Here is an 18,436-nt window from a genome sequence, read left to right as displayed (position 1 = left end):
CTGTTCCTATAGGGACAGCTCTTTTACTTTGCTTTTTTCTAACGATTGAACAAAAAAAGCTTGAATAATACCGCCAATTATTAATAAGAAGGCACAAATATAAAATAGAGTACTGCCGCTAAATTTGCTTAATAATAGTGCACCTACAAAAGGCCCGCAAGTCCTTGAAATATCCCAATGTATACCGTAAATAGAAAAGTACAATCCACGTCTATGACTTGGAGCGATTTGTGAAACGAATCGTAGTAAATGATTTAAAGCAATACTTTCCCCAATTACTAAAAAGAGTAATGTAAAGAATAATGACCATATTGTTGTGGAATAACCGTAGCCAATCGCAGCTAAAGTAAAGCTAGTATAAGAAATAACAATGATTTTAGGCATAGAAAATCGCTCAGACCATTTCACAAGGAAAATTTGAAGAATAACTTCCATGACTGCTTTACAAGTTGAGATAAATACAAGTATGAATAGAAAATCTGGAAATATACTTTCGGCGAATATACGATAGTTCGATTCGGTTTGAGCATAGAAAAAACTAATAGGTAGCGTAGAAACCATAAGTCCAAACACAGCGTAATGTTTCGAAATGAAATGTTTTGGTGAATATACTTCTTTCGTTTTATTAACGTTTTTTATGAGTGGAACTGTTTCAGGAAGCTGAGTCCATACGAGTACAGCATAAAGAGTAAGAGTCACACCTTGTGCAATAAATAAGTACTCAGGATGACTATTATAGAAAAAAGCACCGATTAATGGGCCGATTACAGAGCCAATTGCTCCCATCGTTTGCAGAACCGCAAATATTTCGGCCTGTTGTTCTGCTCTTGTTAAGTCAGCAATTTGAGCGCGCTGTGCCGGAATGTATAAAGAGCGGCCAATACCATTTACGACATATAATAAGGCGAAAAAGGCGACGGATTCAGCAAAAACGAATCCACTTACGGCGAAAGCTTGTAAAATTAAGCCGAGTAACATGATTTTCTTACGACCGTATTTATCTGTTGCACCTCCAGCAATTAATGTAAATACAATATCAGCGAGAGGCTGTAATCCGAAAAGAAGCATTGTAACGATGACATTACCATTTAACACTTTATTAACGTGAACGATAAAAATGATAGCTAACATTGCTTCAGTCGTCCGGACTAACAATTCACCGAACAACCGAATGAGGATTGGCCTGTTATAACGTTTTAAAAGATGATTCATTTCTAATTCCTCCTTTCTATATTAAAATGATAAGATGGAAGCTACAAATGAAAAAGGGTAGAATGAAAGGGGAAGATTTTTCATCTTTTAGGGGGGCGTTTTATGAGCATTTTGGAGCAATATATGAGCCTATGGCTCCAGTATGGAAAAGGGAGAGCAGAGGGGGAGCAATTAGAAATAACAATACAAAATATATCCGAAACATTATTTTGTACAGAGCGGAATAGTAAACTAATCATAAAAAAATTAGAAGAATTACATTGGATTGTGTGGTTTCCTGGCCGAGGAAGAGGGAATCGTTCAAAGTTGTTATTTCAAAAACATCCGCTTTCCTTAATTTTAGAAAGAGGAAAAGAAATAACGAAACAAGGGGACGTAAAAAGCGGAAACGCGTTTATTGAAAGGTATATCTCGTATTTCCCATCGCTCCAAGCTCAATTTCAAACTTGGATAGATTCGATATTTGGTTATCAAGTTGAAAGGACATCTCAAGGGAGAAGAGATGTGCTCCGCTTGCAAGTTCAAATGAATCTAGACATTGCATTAGATCCTGTATACGCTACGATGCGTTCGGAATGTCATATGGTCAAACATATATATGACACGTTAGTGTATGTAGACGGAAGTACAAACAATGTAGAGCCACGACTGGCGTTTTATTGGGAGTATGATGATCAGAAACATATATGGACCTTTTACTTACGAAAAGGTGTTCAGTTTCATAACAGGAAAGAATTTATCGCGCATGACGTTATACATACATTTGAACGGTTCTTGAAAGCTAAAAATAATCCGCATGCTTGGATGTTACAGCATGTAGAAAGCTTACATATACTAGATGACTACATTGTGGAGATTCATTTATCTACAGATAATAAGTTATTTTTACATGTTTTAAGTTCAGAACAGTGTTCTATTGTGAGTGAAGATGAAAAAGGTAATTTAATTGGTACAGGACCGTTTCAGTTATGTGAAAATAATGAGGATGTATTCGTACTAGAAGCACATGATTATTATTTTCGAGAGCGACCTTTTCTCAACCGAATTGAATTATGGAATGTAGAGCACAGTGTTAATACGTACGATGTTTTAGCGAAAGCACGATATAAAGATATAGAAAAGCATCATAAAGAACTAACTCGACTTGAGTCGAATGTAACATACATTACGTTAAATACTGCAAAAGAAGGGCCCATGCAAGATAAGACGTTTCGGAAAGCTTTATATAAAATCATTCATAGCAAGGCGATTGTTGCGGAATTACAAGGAGCGCGCGGAGAGATAGCCGAAGAATTGGTGCTAACAAAGAGTGGTACAATACATATAAATGAGGACATAAATACTCTTATTAAAGAAAGTTCTTACCGTAATGAGACATTGCGACTATACACATTTACAGGACAAGATCATGTTGAAGACTCCAATTGGATACAAAAAGAGTGTACGAAATACGGAATTAAAATTGATATTGAATTTCTTGAAACAGAAGAGTTGTTGCAAATAAGTACGATACAAAAGGCTGATATTATGCATGATAGTGCGACAATTAGCGAGCGTATTGAAGAAAGTTTACTATACATGTTTCTTACAAAAAACAGTTTTATTCATCAGCAAAGTAATATAAACTTTAACGAAACATTGCAGCCGTACTTTATGGAGAGTAAAGTAGAGAAGCGACTTACACTGTTACGCGATATTGAGGATACACTGTTACGTCAAATTCATATCATTCCTTTGTATCGTAACAAACAGCAAGTAAGTTCACACGAAAAAATACAAAATATAATAATTAATTCACAAGGTTGGATTGATTTTTATGAAATATGGTTTAAGCTATGATATATAAGGGTTCTTACGCATTTTTTATGAGATGTGTAAGAGCCTTTTTTGTGTGCAAGACATGTTTGTTTTACGCATTGTTACGCTATTTGCGATAAAAGTCTATTTACAGCGTAACAGTGTTATGTTACATTGATATTAGGAAGGAGTGTTATACAGTTGAGTACAGATTTAATTTCAAAAAAAGATTTATTAGAGCTAACTGGTATTTCATACGGACAGTTATATAGGTGGAAGAGAAAAAATTTAATACCGGAAGATTGGTTTGTACGGAAGTCAACGTTCACAGGTCAGGAAACATTTTTTCCGAAAGAAAAGATATTAGAGCGTATTGATAAAATTCAAACGATGAAAGAAGATCTATCACTTGATGAATTGGCAAATATGTTTTCACCAAGCGTAACAGAGATTTTTTTAACAAAAGAAGATCTCATCCGTAAAGGAATTACATCAGAGACTGTTTTACAATTTTTCATGGAGCAAACGAACAAAACGGCAGATTTTCAATTTGCAGATATTCTTTATGTATACGTGTTAGAAGAACTTCTTCAATCAGGAGACGTTAGCTTAGAAGAAGGGAAAATGGTTTTACAAGTTTTACGTGAAAATTATGAAGCGATTAAACATAAAAATTGTGACTTAGTTATTATTCGGAAGTTAGGGATTTCTACATGCTTCTTAGTATCAAGCGTTGAGGATTTAATCTTTGAAAAGGGAACAAAGATTGTTTTACGTGTAGCAATTATGAAATATACCGAAGCATTAAAAACTAAACTGTTGTAGTGGAGGAGAAATAATGCGTACAGAAAATTTAATTATAAATGGATATGGTTCATCAAACGGTGGAGAGTTTCATAAAGTGCAACTAAATGGAAAAGGAACTGTTAATGGAAACGTTGAATGCGACCAATTTGAATGTAATGGTTACGGAACTGTTACTGGTGATTTGAAAAGTGGCGATGCGAGAATTAGCGGATCAGGCAAAGTTGAGGGTACAGTTAGTGCAGAAACGATGCGAATCGATGGGAAAGGGACAATTACACAAGATGTAAAGGCGACCACTTTGAAAATTGCAGGAAAAGGGACGATAGGTGGTAATGTAACTGGTGAAGAATTTAAAATCAATGGTCAAGCGACGATTGATGGTAATTGTGAAGTTGATATTTTTTCTTCAGAAGGGCAATTTACAGTTGGTGGATTACTAAGCGCAGATGAAATTAATATAAATATTCACGGTACATGTAGAGCGAAAGAAATTGGTGGCCAAACCATTAAAGTAAAACATAGATTGAGCGCTTTTAGTAGACTATTTAAAACAGTATTTGGCTTACAGTTAGAAGCTGAATTGTTAGAAGGTGACAATATCGATATTGATTATGCGCACATAAAAACGGTAAGGGGAAACAATGTTACAGTAGGACCGAACTGTGAGATTGAACTTATTGAATATACTGGTGTTCTTACTGTTGATAAAAGTGCAAATGTAAAAGAAATTAAGCAGGTTTAAAGGAAGGGAGAAATGAGTATGGGACATCAACATAGTCTTACTGTCAATGGTTCTGGTAGTTCAGCAGGTGGAGATTATAACAAAGTGAAGATACGCGGCGAAGGAACGATTTCTAATGATATGAGTTGTAATGAATTTAAAACGTACGGCACGAGTGATGTACGTGGCAATATGAAAGTGAAAAATTATGTCGTGTATGGAGATAGTGAAGTACAAGGAAATGTAACTGCGGAATATGTAAAAGTATACGGAAATACACAAATGAATAGTGATGCTCATATTGAAAAAATAAAAGTAAGGGGTATGATAGAAGTTAAGGGGAAGTTAACTGGTGATTTCGTAGATGTGAAAGGCGCTTTAAATGTGAAAGGAGATATCGAACTAGAGGAATTATCATTAACGGGTGGTCTTGAAAGTGATGGATTACTTAATGCTGAAAATATAGAAATTTCACTTCGTTATGAAGGAAGTAAAGTGAGAGAAATTGGTGGTAAGAAGATTTCCGTTCGTAAAAAAGCGAGATTCATTCCATTTACAAGTGACGCAGGAAGCCTCCAAACGTCTATCATTGAAGGAGATGAGATTTATTTAGAGCATACGATTGCTGAAGTAGTAAGAGGAAACAACGTTACCATTGGTCCAGGATGTGAAATTAGTGTTGTAGAATATCATACTAGTTTTAACCAAAAAGGTAATGCAGTCGTAAAAGAACATAAACAAATATAAGTAATGCGAGGGAGAGCAAGGTTATGGTTGAGAAGAATAATAAGCTCGGCTTTGTTGTGGCGGGCTTATTGCTAGGTATTTTAATGGCATCAATGGATAATACCATTGTCGTAACAGCGATGGGAACGATTGTTGGTGACTTAGGAGGCCTTGAAAACTTTGTATGGGTCGTTTCTGCCTATATGGTCGCAGAAATGGCAGGCATGCCGATTTTCGGTAAACTATCAGATATGTATGGTAGAAAGAGATTCTTTATTTTCGGTTTAATCGTCTTTATGATTGGTTCGGCACTTTGTGGAACTGCTGAAAATATTACACAGTTAGGTATTTATCGTGCCATTCAAGGTATTGGCGGCGGGGCACTAGTGCCGATCGCATTTACTATCGTTTTTGATATTTTCCCTCCAGAAAAACGCGGGAAAATGGGTGGATTATTCGGAGCAGTATTTGGTTTATCAAGTATTTTCGGGCCATTACTTGGCGCATATATTACGGATTATATTAGCTGGCACTGGGTATTTTATATTAACTTACCACTTGGAATTTTAGCACTTATTTTTATTACATTATTTTATAAAGAGTCACGAGTTCATAGAAAGCAAAAGATTGATTGGTTTGGCGCAATTACTTTAGTTGGTGCAGTAGTTTGTTTAATGTTTGCCCTAGAACTAGGCGGACAAAAATATGATTGGGATTCTAGCTTTATTTTAAGTTTATTTGCTGGGTTCGCTATTTTAGTAATTGCTTTTATTGTTATTGAACGAAAAGTAGAAGAACCAATCATTTCATTTGAGATGTTTAAACAACGTTTATTCGGAATGAGTACAATTATTGCATTATGTTACGGGGCTGCATTTATGTCAGCAACTGTGTACATTCCGTTATTTATTCAAGGTGTATATGGCGGGACTGCAACAAACTCAGGATTGTTACTTTTACCGATGATGTTAGGATCAGTCGTAACAGCGCAGTTAGGCGGATTTTTAACGACTAAGCTTAGCTACCGAAACATTATGATTATTTCTGCTGTTATTATGCTACTTGGATTATTCTTATTAAGCACGTTAACGCCAGAAACAAGTCGTGTATTATTAACGATTTATATGATTATTATCGGATTTGGAGTCGGTTTCTCATTCTCTGTACTAAGTATGGCAGCTATTCACAACTTCGGTATGGAACAACGCGGGTCTGCGACTTCAACGAGTAACTTCATTCGTTCATTAGGTATGACGCTTGGTATTACGATCTTTGGAATGATTCAAAGAACTGGTTTCCAGAACCAGCTAGAAGAGGCATTTAAAGGTATGAGCGGGGGGATGAATACGAACGCTTTAGGAGATTCAAGAGCTATTCTATCAGAATCGGCAAGATCTCAAATTCCGCCGCAAATATTAGATAAAATTATTGACGCTCTTTCTAGTTCAATCGTTCAAACATTTATGTGGGCGTTAGTACCAGCAGGTTTAGCATTAGTATTCATTTTCTTTATGGGAAATGAGCGCATGGTATTTAAGAAAAAACAAAACAAGGTAAAAAGTGAAACATCAAAAGCGTAAAGAAAAAGCTCCTTTCAATTTTGAAAGGAGCTTTTTTCATATGTACGGATTTAGATTAGCCTTCGATAATTTCGTATTCTTCGTCTGCTAATAATAAAATTTGTGTTTTCTTACCCTTGTTTTGAACTTCGATTACATCGTATGTACCTAAGTCTCTTAGTTTGCTCTGAGAAGCGTTAACCATAACTTCCATAGAATCAATTAAGATATCTTCTTCAATGTATGATTCAGGCAATGCCATATCTTCAGTTTCTAATACACATGCGTATAGATTTTGTAAGTTTTCAGCAGTTGGGTTTTGTTCCTCAACATCAATGATGTTTTTTATTGCTTCCATATTTTCTTCTTTTGCTTGGTACACTTTAATTTTAGCCATTGTTTTAATCTCCTTTATAACGTAATCGTAGAGGCTACACCTCATTATAACGCTTTTTCATTGAAAGATGAAATTGTTATATGTATTTATAGTAAAAATTATGTGTTATTACTTATTATTGATGTAATTTCCTTATTAATGTTATGAATAAATAATTATATCCTTACGTTAAAATTATATTGTCCAAGCTTTTCTTATATCCCGCTCATATTATGTGTATTAGATAAAAACATATAGGGAAGGGATTGAATGTAAGTGGATTGCGAGCCGAAACGAAATTGTAAATGTTGTCAAAATAGCATATGTGAATTTTTACAAAGTCTAGAACCTTTTACTAAGGTTGAGAGTATCGTAATAGCCGGAAAGGAAATTGTTGTATCCTATTTTCTTTCATTTAACAAGATGAAAGGTATCGTGTCATTTGTACAAGAGGACAATGATGTTATTTTTGTAGATTGTTCAAAGATTGATGCGATTCGAATAGGAAAAGTGTGTAGTTGTAAAGCAAAAGTTAAATTTATTGAAGAGGATTTTAGTCTCCTTGGAAATGTTTGTCCACAGTGTTTAACGGAGGGAAGCACACTCTTTTTCGACTTTTATAATTCTGAATTGAATTTATCTCTACAAGCAGAAACAATTGATGCGCCTAGATGTATTGAATTTACAGATGAACTTGGGAATGTAGTAAAGCAAATTACAATAGTAGGTGAAGCGATTGTTTCTAAAGATTTTGTTCAAGTGCCAGAACTATTAGATTTTCGATTGATATTATCGGATACGGCTGCAAATCCTTTGAACTTCGGATTACTGTTCATTAATTTCCCAGATCTTACGTTTATTATTCTTTTCGCATCGAGTGGATACCTCAACATTTCGAACTGTTTGAGAATAGAGAGTGGAACTGGTAATGCTGAAATAGAAGAGTTGAAAAAGATGGTAAAGAATGACGATAATACGTACACATCAATTATTCAGTTGACTAAAATATATACAAATGGCGCTACAGAATCCTTTACTTCTAAGAAGGAGAAATAACGTATTTATATTGATTAACCCTCTTACAAGATAATGAGGGTTTTTACATATACGAATTGGATTGTATGAACGAAAAAATTGCTTTGTTAATATGAATGTTAGAAGTAAATAGGATGGTTAGTTATATTTTTTATTGCTATGTACAAATTTCTATCAGGATACGGTTTTTTACAATAATTTATGAAGGGACCCATTACAGTAAAGCTAGAAAAATATTATTTAAGTGAACTTAAATGTAATGAAAGAGGTCAATTTGTAAAGCAACTAAGAAAAGGGCTACTTCAATAGCCCTTTTCTTAATTATGTAGATTACTGTTGGTAGTCTTTACATTACATAGTTATTCGGAATTGATATCAAGTTAAATCAAGGATTGATTAATTTATTTACTAAATTCTTTTTGAGCTCCCATATAGCTTCCGATGATATTTTGATAACTTGGAAGATGCTTAGCAAGTAAAGCTCCAAAGCCTTCAACATCATTTCGCCAGTCGCGCTGTAATTCAGCTGCAACGCTAAACCAGTTCATGAGTTGTACCCCTCCATGAGCCATACGCATAAGAGCGGCATCAGCAACTTGTTTACTAAAAGTTCCAGATGCATCCGTTACAACAAATACCTCATACCCTGCATTTACAGCTGATAGAGCCGGGAACGCAACACAAACATCAGTAACTACGCCTGCGATAATTAGCTGTTTTTTACCCGTTGCTTCAATAGCTTTTACAAATTCATCATTGTCCCACGCGTTAATTTGTCCAGGACGCGCTATTTTAGGAGCATTTGGAAATAGTTCAATTAATTCCTGCATGAGTGGACCATTAGGACCGTCTTCGAAGCTAGTCGTTAAAATAACCGGCAAATCAAAAAAACTAGCGGTATTAGCAAGAGCCAAAACATTATTCTTGAACTCATCAACACCATAGTCACGCACTAGGCTAGAAATCAGGCCAGTTTGATGATCCACTAGAAGAACAGCGGCATCACTTTTTGAAAGACGAGAATAGAAATCAGACATTTTATAATCCCCCTTAAAAAGCTTAGTTATAAATAAATCTTACAGTTATTTAGATAGATTTGGTATACGTATAAAATTTTATCAATAAATATGTTTTATTTAGATAAAAAGATGTGTATTTTAAAATCAAAAAAGTGAAGTTTTCTTTTTTGAATAGATGTTATAATAATTTTATATTTGTGAATAATTTATAATTATATGAAGTTTAAGTGTAATAGGCGTTTGCTTATATGACGAATAAACGGATGAGTAAAAAAAGTTATTTAAGTGGATTCATAAAGATATAGAGTTATATTGACTTTATAGAAAGCGGGAATGTAAATGATATATGAAGCAAATATACATACTAGAAAAAAATTAGTTTCTCTGTTTGAGGATTTTAATAATGTTGTGTTACTTTCTTATTTACAAGGACATATGGGCACCGCTTGGGTAAATAATCTTGAAAATCCGACAATAGCGCAAGTTACAGTAGGGATTTTCACATTTTATACTGGAGATCCAAATGTGAAGGAAACAGACGAGTTATTACGTAACATTCCTGATAGAATGTTAGTAATCGTAAATAGTGAAGAGTGGAAAAAGCGTTTAGAAACATTTTACGAAAGAAAAATAGATAAGTTTTTACGCTATAAATTTAAACGGAATGCGGAAGTTTTCGATCATTCAAAATTACAATCGTTTATATCAGCGCTTCCAAAAGGATACGAGTTACGAAGAATCGATGAACATATCGTAAATATCCCTACATTACATAAGGTCTCCGAAGATTTTACAAGTCAATTTCAAACGGTAGAAGATTATATAAATCGAGGTATAGGTTATAGTATTTTGTATAAAGGAGAAGTTGTATGCGGTGCATCATCGTATAGTATATATGATAATGGCATTGAAATTGAAGTTGCGACTGATCACAATCATAGAAGAAAAGGATTAGCAACTATAGTTAGTGCAGCGTTAATCTTGGACTGTTTAGAAAAAGGGATATATCCAAACTGGGATGCAGCAAATACTACATCTGCAAAACTAGCAGAAAAGCTAGGATATGTTTTTGATAAGACGTATGATACTTATTTTGTGAATAATAGGTAATTGAACGAGTTTGTACGAATTGAATTGTACAACATAAAAAAGGACTAATTAAATTAACATCAATTGGTCCTTTTTTATAATTACAAAGATAAAATATACAAAGATAATTTTACCTAAGCTAAAGGCATTAAGAGAGATGTTAATTAATAGTATTAGAGGGGAGAACAACGACAAGATTGTTTTCATTAGAAGTATTGATAAATTCTATTGGAAAAGGTGAGAGTAAAAAAACGATATGAATCATAAAGATGAAGTGATTCCACAACAATTTAGGTATAAAAACCGACTTTATTAAGTCGGTTTTTATTTATAAACAATAAGGTGCTTTCAATATTAAATTGCTGTTACATGGATATTATAAAATGAAGAATAGATTTTGAAAGTTTCTTCGAAAATATGGTTATCTTTTTTACTATTGAACTTAATTAACGTATCATTGTATTTTTCCACGTTGAGAGTTAAGAAATTCTATTTTTTATAGGTAAATATACATGAAAATTAAGTATATTAAGTTATGTGTATTTGACTATTAAAGAGAGAGTACTCTTTTTATTTGTAAATGATAAAAGTGTCTATGATACAAACCCACGCATTAATAGAAGACAAACATATACAGTATAGAGAGTTAAAAAGTTCTAAATTTTTCATATAAAGGAGATTATAAAATATGAGTGAACAATGCCCAATTAATGTACCATGTCAGGTAGCGGGACAAACCCAAACACCATTAAGTGATGCTGCGGCAACACCAATTGTTACTCCAGGAGCACCAATCGTAAAAATACCAGTTGTATTAGCAGAAAGAACAATTCAAATTGTTGTAGAATCTGATATTTCATTAGATCCTCCAGCAACTGAGATTAAACGTGTGTTAAAAAATGTATTTTTAACACAATGTAAGTTAGTTCCTGTAGCATTTACTCCGGTAGTTGGTACACCTTACCGCCGAGTTACAAGAGGAAAATTATTTGTACAAGGGTATATTCGTAAAAATATTGAATATGCAAATGATGAGTGTAATGGGGTTCTATATGACCGCATTGCAAATGTTCCATTTTCTGGTTTTGCAGATCTAACAGAAGCTGATTTCCTATCACTAGCTTTAGTAGCTTCTTCCTCAGACACTACTTCTCATTTTATTAATCCTAACAACGGTGATTTACCACGTTTAGACAAATATTTCTTCGAAAATGCAGTTTTTTATAACGAACAACCATATTGTGAATTAGTAAGCGCACAATTTTTCGAATTAGACTTTTCACCTTGTCCAACAGAATTAAACGAGCCATTTGGAACTCTTCGTGAAAAAATTGTACTAGATCTTACTTTAAAAGTTTTACAAGTACAACAAGTACAAGTATAAAAATAAAAAAGCATTGTCTTTATTAAAAAGACAATGTCTTTTTTATTATTATAAAACATATATAATGATGAAATGGTCGCGTAAAAATAATATATTTTTATGGATTTCATCAGATGGGGGGATGGTGATGGATAAGCCATTGGTTGGTAAAGGAATATGGAACAAAGTTTACAAAGGGAAAATGCTGAATGTTCAAGATGATTCGCGTGAAATAAGAGAAAAAAAGAAAAGTAAAGAAACAGAGTCAAAAAAAGAAGATAAAGTAATTGGAATAGAGAAAGAAAGTGAAGAAACTGAATTGAAAAAAGAAGATAAAGCAATTAAATCAAAGAAAGAAAGTGAAGAGACTGAACCAGCAAAAGAAAATAAAGTGATTGGATTAGAGAAAGTAGAAGTAGTAAATGAATCAGAGAAAAAAAGTGAAGAAACTGAATCAAAGAGAGAAAGTATAGGTTTAGGATCAAAAATAGAGACTTCAGTGCATTCAATGGTAGTGAAAACTCCATTTTCTATTATTTCAGAAGTGTCTAGCTTTAAAGTATTTCCAAAAATAAATGTGAAAAATCAAGATGAATTTGTATTTCGAAATGAAAAAGATGCAGAGGGGAGTGAATTAGATTCTAAGTTATTAACTACAGTGCAACAGTATCATTCGGAGGCTTATTGTAAATTAGTTTCTTTAAATCTTCATGAAAAGAGAGTGCTTGTTGAATTATATAATCAAAAAGTTAAAGGGAATAATGAAGAGAATAAGGTAGAGACATCTACATGGATACCTATCCACAGTATAATATTAGAGAGTGGAAATGAAGGAGAAGTAAATAATAGTATAACAGCCAGACTACCAATAGAAATAGGGAAGTATAAAGGTGAAATTAGTTTACGAGAAAAAGTTGTATTTACAGAAAAAGTCATAGGAATAAAAGAGGTGGAACAGGAGATTGTTTTGACAAAAACTGAATTCTTAGTGCCAAAAGTAAAAAAGAATGGACAAAATGCATTTACAGTTGAAAAAGGTAGCTTATTTGTAGAAGGCTATATTTATCAATGTATTGAATACATATCAGAACAAAGTACATTTCATGATAATGTGTATCAGTTAGCACAAAATATTGTATTGGAATTAATCATTCAAGTGATACAAGAACAGGAAGTACAAGTGCGAATTACATAAAAATGATTATATTCCCTTGATTAGCTCATTATTTTTATTCATTGCGTACCAAGGCGTAATCTTTTGTAAATCATTTAGTGCTATAGAATATCCTCCAAACGGTTTATCCTCAATGAATTCATTTTCATATTTATGAAGGATGATATTATTGCTAGCTAGGATAGTTACTTAATTGTATGAATTTCTTCAAGGGTATGTTTAAAAAAAGTGCTAACAAGTTTGTCAACGAACTTGCTAACACTTATTTAAAACGGACATAAGATTGGCGTATATGTTGCTTGAATAAATAAGTTAATTAAATAACATAGTTAATTCCTTGTTTTAACCTAAGCCGTAATATAGAATGTATTCACTCCTTTATTACAAAACTCACAACTTAAATAGTAAAACATGTTTATCGTAATTTTCCAAACACCAATTATATTTTTTTAGAATAATTGGGTGGACAACTTCTTTCGTAGTATTAACTTCAGTAAAGCCATATTTTTTATAAAAACTTTCTAGTTCTTCAAAAGGAAGACAAAACACATTTTGTATTTGTAATTTTTTCGCAGTTTGTACTAAAAATGAGACAAGTTCTCCAGCTAATTGTAGACCTCTAAATTTAGGGAGAATAAAAATCCCACCCATTTCAATAGTATCTTCATCTATTTGGACTAATCGTCCAACACCTGCATACTCGTTGTGATATGTAACGATCGCAACTGTGTCTCGTGTTAAATCACTTGGTACAAATCCTATCGATTCATAGTGATTATTAATCCATTCTAAATCATTAGATGTAGCTAGTTGAATACTCATATGTATCCTCCCTCAGAAAAAATGTAATATTCTCATTATACACAGTGTAATAAGTCGTAAAAAGAGGCTAAAATGAAATCATTTTTATTTGCAGTTCAAGTTTTGAATAATAGTGCATACAATATAAAGTCTTTTCCTTTCTTCATTTTAGTTTTACGTATATAATTTAAAAGTAATATTTTTTATTTTATTTCTTATATATTTATAACAGAATAGAGGTTTAAAAATGGGTGTTAAAATCATTACGGATAGTGCGGCGGATTTACCGGTAGAATTGCTGCAGGCATATGATATTGATTTAATTCCACTCCGTGTATATGATGAAGCAGAAACAGAGTATTTAGATGGAGTTACATTAAATTCAGTTACATTATTGCAAAAAATGAGAGAAGGCGCTGTTTATAGAACGTCATTGCCTTCACTTGAAACTTTCCAAGAAAAATTTGTTTCTTATGCAAAAGAAGATAATTCTTGTATATATTTAGCTTTTTCATCTGAACTGTCTGGTACATATCAATCGTCAGTTGTCATTAAAGAGGAAGTAAAAGAAACATATGCAGATTTAGATTTAGAAATTATTGATACGAAATGTGCTTCGCTTGGTCAAGGACTTGTCGTTTTAGAAGCTGCTAAAATGGCAAAAGAAGGCGCAGCAAAAGAAGATATTTTAAAACGTGTTGATTTTCTAATGAACCATATGGAACATATTTTCACTGTAGCTGACTTGCAGTACCTTGTTAGAGGCGGGCGCTTAAGTAAAGTAGCAGGTTTTATCGGTGGTTTACTAAACATTAAGCCGATCTTAAACGTAGAAGAAGGAAAACTTGTACCACTTGAAAAGGTAAGAGGGAAAAAGAAAGTACTTGGCCGAATTGTAGATATTATGGAAGAGCGCGGAAAAGATCTTAAAGGTCAAACAATCGGTATGACTCACGGTGACGATTTAGAAACAGCTGAAGCATTAAAAGCATTAATTACAGAAAGATTTGGCTGTGAAGTATTTATTGTAAATACAATTGGTGCAGCAATCGGTGCACATACAGGTCCTGGCGTTATAACGTTATTTTTCTTAAATGAAGTAGAGTAAAGGATTGATCTTTTGATCAATCCTTTTTTATTTTTAATCTGTGATAATTGGTCGATATGGTATTGGTGAAGTGTTACTTATATCAGTCATCGTGTACAGAGATAATAAAGTTGTTTAATTTACAATAAAGTCGTTTAAAACACAATAAAGTTGTTTAAAAAACGCCAGTCATGTTATTCAACAATCGAGCTATATAACGGAACGATTTCTTGTCAAAATTAAAAATATTTGAAATAATTGTTATTAAGTTAAAGGAGGGTGATTGCAGAAAAAGGTGATACGACTTTCTCTTACTTAAGAATTGTGGAATAGTTAAAAAATCCGATTAATTATATTCCGAAAGGGTGTGTGTAATATATTATCAACTAACGTTTTTACTTATAAATCTAAGGATGGAAAAACAGTAATAATTAGAGAAGCTAAAGAACAGGATGCAGAAAGAATGCTAAATGCTGCTTCAAAAGCTTTAATAAACGCTCCATACATGCTAAGTACGGTTGAGGGTGTAAAAAAGATGAGTGTTGATGCTATTCAAAAAACGTTAAAAGCTTATCATGAAAATCCAAATTATGTACAGTTTATTGCTGAAGTTGATGGTAAGTTAGTCGGTGCAATAGATTTTAAGAACGGAAACAAAGAAAAAATTAGTCATCAAGGGGCTTTTGCAATGACCATACTACCTGAATATCGAAATTATGGTATTGGAAGAGCTCTTCTAGAAACGTTAATCAATTGGGCTAAAAATAACAGTAAGATTGAAAAAGTTTGTCTTGAGGTAATGGAAGATAATCTAGGTGCAATCCAGTTATATAAGAATTTAGGCTTTTTTGAAGAGGGTAGAAAAGCAAAGGGTGTAAAATTGGATGACGGCTATCAAAATTTAATATTAATGGCTTTATTCGTTTAAAATTGAACATTATTCAACAATAGGCGCTATTGTTGAATAAAACTTAGATTTTTAAACGACTTTATTGTTATATTTTTAAGTACAGTGAAGTATCTTATATCGAAAATTATACAACTATATTTTAACCCCGTCCTAAATTTAGAACGGGGTTATGCTTGTTTTAGGTTTAAAAGTAAATAACTTTATTGTCTTTTTTACACATCGTATCATTCATGTGTTTATGCTATTTGTGTTTGAGTGGTGAAAGAAACGAATATAAATCTAGTGCTGTTTATCAAAAAACGAAATATTTAAAGATATTAAAAAATTGCGGTTTCATATATAATTGGGTAGGGAGAAATATCTGTAACTATTTGTAAAAATAGGAGGCGGCTATAAAAATGTATGAAATTGCTACGTGGGACTTAGATCGTTTGTGTTCGAATGAGGACTTACTCGTTCCAATAATGGAGTTGAAAGAACAATATTTTGTAGCAAAAGATGTAGAGGCTCTTTCAAAACTTATAAAAGCTATTGAAAAAGCAGAATACTATTTGTATTGTCGATCGGCTGAAGAAAGTGTTTCATCTGATAATACTATATTGACTGTGAAAGTAAAAGAACTAAAAAGTGAAGTACAGCAAGTAATACAACAAAGTGAAGCGGAAACTGCCGAGATTATTAATACTACGTTAATAAAAGACGAACTAAGTGCATGGGAAAATATGTACATACAATTAAGGAATAGGTTAGAAATAGAGTACAATAATAAGCAATTTTCATTTGGACAAGCAAATAATATTGCAATGAATAGTGATAATGAAAAGGAAAGATTAGAAGTCTTCGAGTTACTAACAAACGCATTAAATAAGGAAAAAGAAATCTTTGCTACTGTATTAAATCAAATAGGGAGATTACGTAATATAAAAAGTAACGAAATAGAAGATAGTGAGATTTTATCACAATCTCTTCAAGCGAATGGAATCTCTGAAACTGTTTTATTACAAATGTGGAATGCGACAGAAGAAAATCTAGATAAATTAGTAAGCGCTGTAAACGTGTATAAGAACGGGAAAGCTTCCATTACATGGCATGAACTTATGACAGTAAAGGAAAATAATGAGGCTATTATTCCTTTTTCAGTAGCAGTACAAAACATATATGATGCATTAAAAGATATTGATGAAGAATTAGCAGAATTTGCACGTAATGCGATAGAAAGTGGATGGGTAGATGCGGAACCGAGAGAGAATAAACCACCAGGTGGTTTTTGTGCTCCATTTTTCAGTGAGAAAGAATCGCGAATCTCCATGCGTTATGATGGGAGTATAGATAGTGTAAGAGTACTTGCTCATGAGCTAGGACATGCTTGGCATTTTCATAATATGAGTTTTGAACAATCTACTTCTTTTTTAGATGATTATTTGCCAATGAGTACAGCTGAATCAGCGTCTATTTTCTTTGAAACAGTACTCATAAACTATTTAATTGAAACAACAAAGTGTATAGAAATGAAAAAGTCATTACTTAGCTGGAAAATAAGAAATACTTTTAATTATGTTATGGCCATTCGAGCATCATTTCAGTTTGAGAAGAATTTTTATGAAAAATGTAAAGAAGGTCCTATAAGTGCTGACGAAATTGAGAGGTTATCTATATTGGCACAAGAAGAAGCATATGGACATGCTCTATGTGAATATCAGCCGTTCGTGTGGATGAAATATACTCAATTTTATATTGCGGATGTTCCTTTTTACAATTATCCGTACACATTTGGATATTTAGCAAGTTTTAGTTTATTAGAAATAGCGAAGCAAAACTCAAGTACATTCCATTTAAAGTATAAAGAATTTCTACGAGAAACCGGAAAAGCTCCAGTAGAAGAACTCAAGAAAAAACATTTTCAAATAGATATAACAAGCTATGAATTTTGGGATAAAGCTTTTATACAAATTTCTAAAGATATTGATGAATATTTGCAGCTTATGTAAGGGGAGAGTATAGTGGATCACCAACTTATAAAGGGAATACCTTTTTCAACTTTAGAATATGAAAAAGCTATAAGCTTATTAAAAGGTTGGCTACATGAAAAACAAGAGAAAGCAAGATTTGTAGTAACTGCAAATCCTGAAATTGTTATGTCAGCTAAGGAAAACACGGCTACATCAAAGCAGTTTAAAAAAATGTTATTATCTGCGGATTTAATAACAGCCGATGGGATTGGCGTCATAATTGGATCGAGAATATTAAAAGGAACGTTGAAAGAGCGTGTTACTGGGGCAGATTTAACTCGCGATTTAATAAAATGTTGTAATGAAAATGGGTATCGTGTCTTTCTTTTTGGAGCTGCACCAGAAAGTAATGAAAAAGCATTAGAAAAATTAAAAGAGCAAAATCCATCTGCGCATTTTAAAGGACAGCATGGATTTGTAAACGGTGAAGAAATAGAAGAAGTAAAAGCTCAAATCAAGCAATTCAATCCGCATTTATTGTTAGTAGGGTTAGGTTCACCTAAACAAGAAGAATTCATCTATGATAACTTACAAACATTAAACGTGCCACTATCTATTGGTATAGGCGGCATGATTGATATAATATCAGGTACTGTAAAAAGAGCACCGAAAATAATGAGAGATACTGGAACAGAATGGTTGTATAGATTAATGTCGCAGCCAAAAAGAATAAAGAGACAACTTGTATTGCCGAAGTTTTTACTTTCGGTTATGGCGGAGAGGATTAAAGGGATTACAAATTAACAAAGGG

At 32.9% G+C, this 18,436-nt stretch carries 17 protein-coding genes; 13 read left to right on the top strand and 4 right to left on the bottom strand.

The features are described 5' to 3' along the window. Nucleotides 1–6 precede the first annotated feature (6 nt). On the bottom strand, nucleotides 7–1,212 hold the full coding sequence (locus LUS72_RS14265; protein ID WP_097829460.1) for an MDR family MFS transporter: 1,206 nt from the start codon (nucleotides 1,210–1,212) through the stop codon (nucleotides 7–9). A gap of 102 nt (nucleotides 1,213–1,314) precedes the next feature. On the opposite strand from LUS72_RS14265, the gene LUS72_RS14260 reads away from it, so the two are divergent. The 5 genes from LUS72_RS14260 to LUS72_RS14240 all read left to right on the top strand — a co-directional run bounded on the left by LUS72_RS14260 (nucleotide 1,315) and on the right by LUS72_RS14240 (nucleotide 6,843). Further along, nucleotides 1,315–3,051, top strand: coding sequence for an ABC transporter substrate-binding protein (locus LUS72_RS14260; RefSeq protein ID WP_098361715.1), 1,737 nt, complete (start codon nucleotides 1,315–1,317; stop codon nucleotides 3,049–3,051). Between the two features lie 159 nt (nucleotides 3,052–3,210). Next, on the top strand, nucleotides 3,211–3,834 hold the full coding sequence (locus tag LUS72_RS14255) for a YhbD family protein (RefSeq protein ID WP_097829458.1): 624 nt from the start codon (nucleotides 3,211–3,213) through the stop codon (nucleotides 3,832–3,834). Between the two features lie 13 nt (nucleotides 3,835–3,847). Then, entirely contained in the window at nucleotides 3,848–4,558 is a 711-nt protein-coding gene (locus LUS72_RS14250) for a bactofilin family protein (protein WP_097829457.1), read from the top strand. An 18-nt stretch (nucleotides 4,559–4,576) separates the two neighbouring features. Then, complete coding sequence (locus LUS72_RS14245) at nucleotides 4,577–5,284, top strand: polymer-forming cytoskeletal protein (protein WP_097829456.1); 708 nt, start codon at nucleotides 4,577–4,579, stop codon at nucleotides 5,282–5,284. A 23-nt stretch (nucleotides 5,285–5,307) separates the two neighbouring features. Further along, nucleotides 5,308–6,843, top strand: coding sequence for an MDR family MFS transporter (locus tag LUS72_RS14240; RefSeq protein WP_097829455.1), 1,536 nt, complete (start codon nucleotides 5,308–5,310; stop codon nucleotides 6,841–6,843). 55 nt (nucleotides 6,844–6,898) lie between these two features. Here LUS72_RS14240 and LUS72_RS14235 read toward each other — a convergent pair whose 3' ends face one another. Beyond that, complete coding sequence (locus tag LUS72_RS14235; RefSeq protein WP_097829454.1) at nucleotides 6,899–7,219, bottom strand: hypothetical protein; 321 nt, start codon at nucleotides 7,217–7,219, stop codon at nucleotides 6,899–6,901. Between the two features lie 255 nt (nucleotides 7,220–7,474). Here LUS72_RS14235 and LUS72_RS14230 point away from each other — a divergent pair, with 255 nt between their 5' ends. Next, nucleotides 7,475–8,254 (top strand): BC_2878 family exosporium-associated protein, encoded by a 780-nt coding sequence (locus LUS72_RS14230; protein ID WP_097829453.1) that lies wholly within the window; start codon nucleotides 7,475–7,477, stop codon nucleotides 8,252–8,254. A 380-nt stretch (nucleotides 8,255–8,634) separates the two neighbouring features. On the opposite strand, the gene ycaC is transcribed toward LUS72_RS14230, so the two are convergent. Continuing rightward, a complete protein-coding gene (gene ycaC / locus LUS72_RS14225; RefSeq protein WP_097829452.1) occupies nucleotides 8,635–9,270 on the bottom strand; it encodes an isochorismate family cysteine hydrolase YcaC in 636 nt (211 codons plus the stop codon). Nucleotides 9,271–9,591: 321 nt separating this feature from the next. Here ycaC and LUS72_RS14220 point away from each other — a divergent pair, with 321 nt between their 5' ends. The 3 genes from LUS72_RS14220 to LUS72_RS14210 all read left to right on the top strand — a co-directional run bounded on the left by LUS72_RS14220 (nucleotide 9,592) and on the right by LUS72_RS14210 (nucleotide 12,899). Continuing rightward, nucleotides 9,592–10,362 carry a GNAT family N-acetyltransferase gene (locus tag LUS72_RS14220; RefSeq protein WP_097829451.1) on the top strand — a complete coding sequence of 257 codons (771 nt, stop codon included), beginning with the start codon at nucleotides 9,592–9,594 and terminating at the stop codon, nucleotides 10,360–10,362. 667 nt (nucleotides 10,363–11,029) lie between these two features. Beyond that, on the top strand, nucleotides 11,030–11,725 hold the full coding sequence (locus LUS72_RS14215; RefSeq protein WP_097829450.1) for a CsxC family protein: 696 nt from the start codon (nucleotides 11,030–11,032) through the stop codon (nucleotides 11,723–11,725). A gap of 127 nt (nucleotides 11,726–11,852) precedes the next feature. Further along, entirely contained in the window at nucleotides 11,853–12,899 is a 1,047-nt protein-coding gene (locus LUS72_RS14210) for a BC_2427 family protein (protein ID WP_264446670.1), read from the top strand. 369 nt (nucleotides 12,900–13,268) lie between these two features. On the opposite strand, the gene LUS72_RS14205 is transcribed toward LUS72_RS14210, so the two are convergent. Next, a complete protein-coding gene (locus tag LUS72_RS14205; protein WP_097829448.1) occupies nucleotides 13,269–13,700 on the bottom strand; it encodes a GNAT family N-acetyltransferase in 432 nt (143 codons plus the stop codon). A 226-nt stretch (nucleotides 13,701–13,926) separates the two neighbouring features. On the opposite strand from LUS72_RS14205, the gene LUS72_RS14200 reads away from it, so the two are divergent. From LUS72_RS14200 to LUS72_RS14185, 4 genes are all read left to right on the top strand, one after another. Next, complete coding sequence (locus tag LUS72_RS14200; protein ID WP_097829447.1) at nucleotides 13,927–14,787, top strand: DegV family protein; 861 nt, start codon at nucleotides 13,927–13,929, stop codon at nucleotides 14,785–14,787. Between the two features lie 346 nt (nucleotides 14,788–15,133). Beyond that, a complete protein-coding gene (locus LUS72_RS14195) occupies nucleotides 15,134–15,694 on the top strand; it encodes a GNAT family N-acetyltransferase (RefSeq protein ID WP_015000610.1) in 561 nt (186 codons plus the stop codon). 380 nt (nucleotides 15,695–16,074) lie between these two features. Further along, entirely contained in the window at nucleotides 16,075–17,664 is a 1,590-nt protein-coding gene (locus tag LUS72_RS14190; protein WP_264446665.1) for a M3 family metallopeptidase, read from the top strand. Between the two features lie 12 nt (nucleotides 17,665–17,676). Continuing rightward, the gene (locus LUS72_RS14185; protein ID WP_264446663.1) at nucleotides 17,677–18,429 is read left to right on the top strand and encodes a WecB/TagA/CpsF family glycosyltransferase; all 753 of its coding nucleotides are present in this window, start codon (nucleotides 17,677–17,679) and stop codon (nucleotides 18,427–18,429) included. The last annotated feature ends 7 nt before the right edge of the window (nucleotides 18,430–18,436 follow it).

The organism is Bacillus cereus, from assembly GCF_025917685.1.
Lineage (GTDB): Bacteria > Bacillota > Bacilli > Bacillales > Bacillaceae_G > Bacillus_A > Bacillus_A cereus_AT.
The sequence above is the reverse complement of the archived record's forward strand: the minus strand, read 5'-3'. Positions and strand labels throughout refer to the sequence as shown.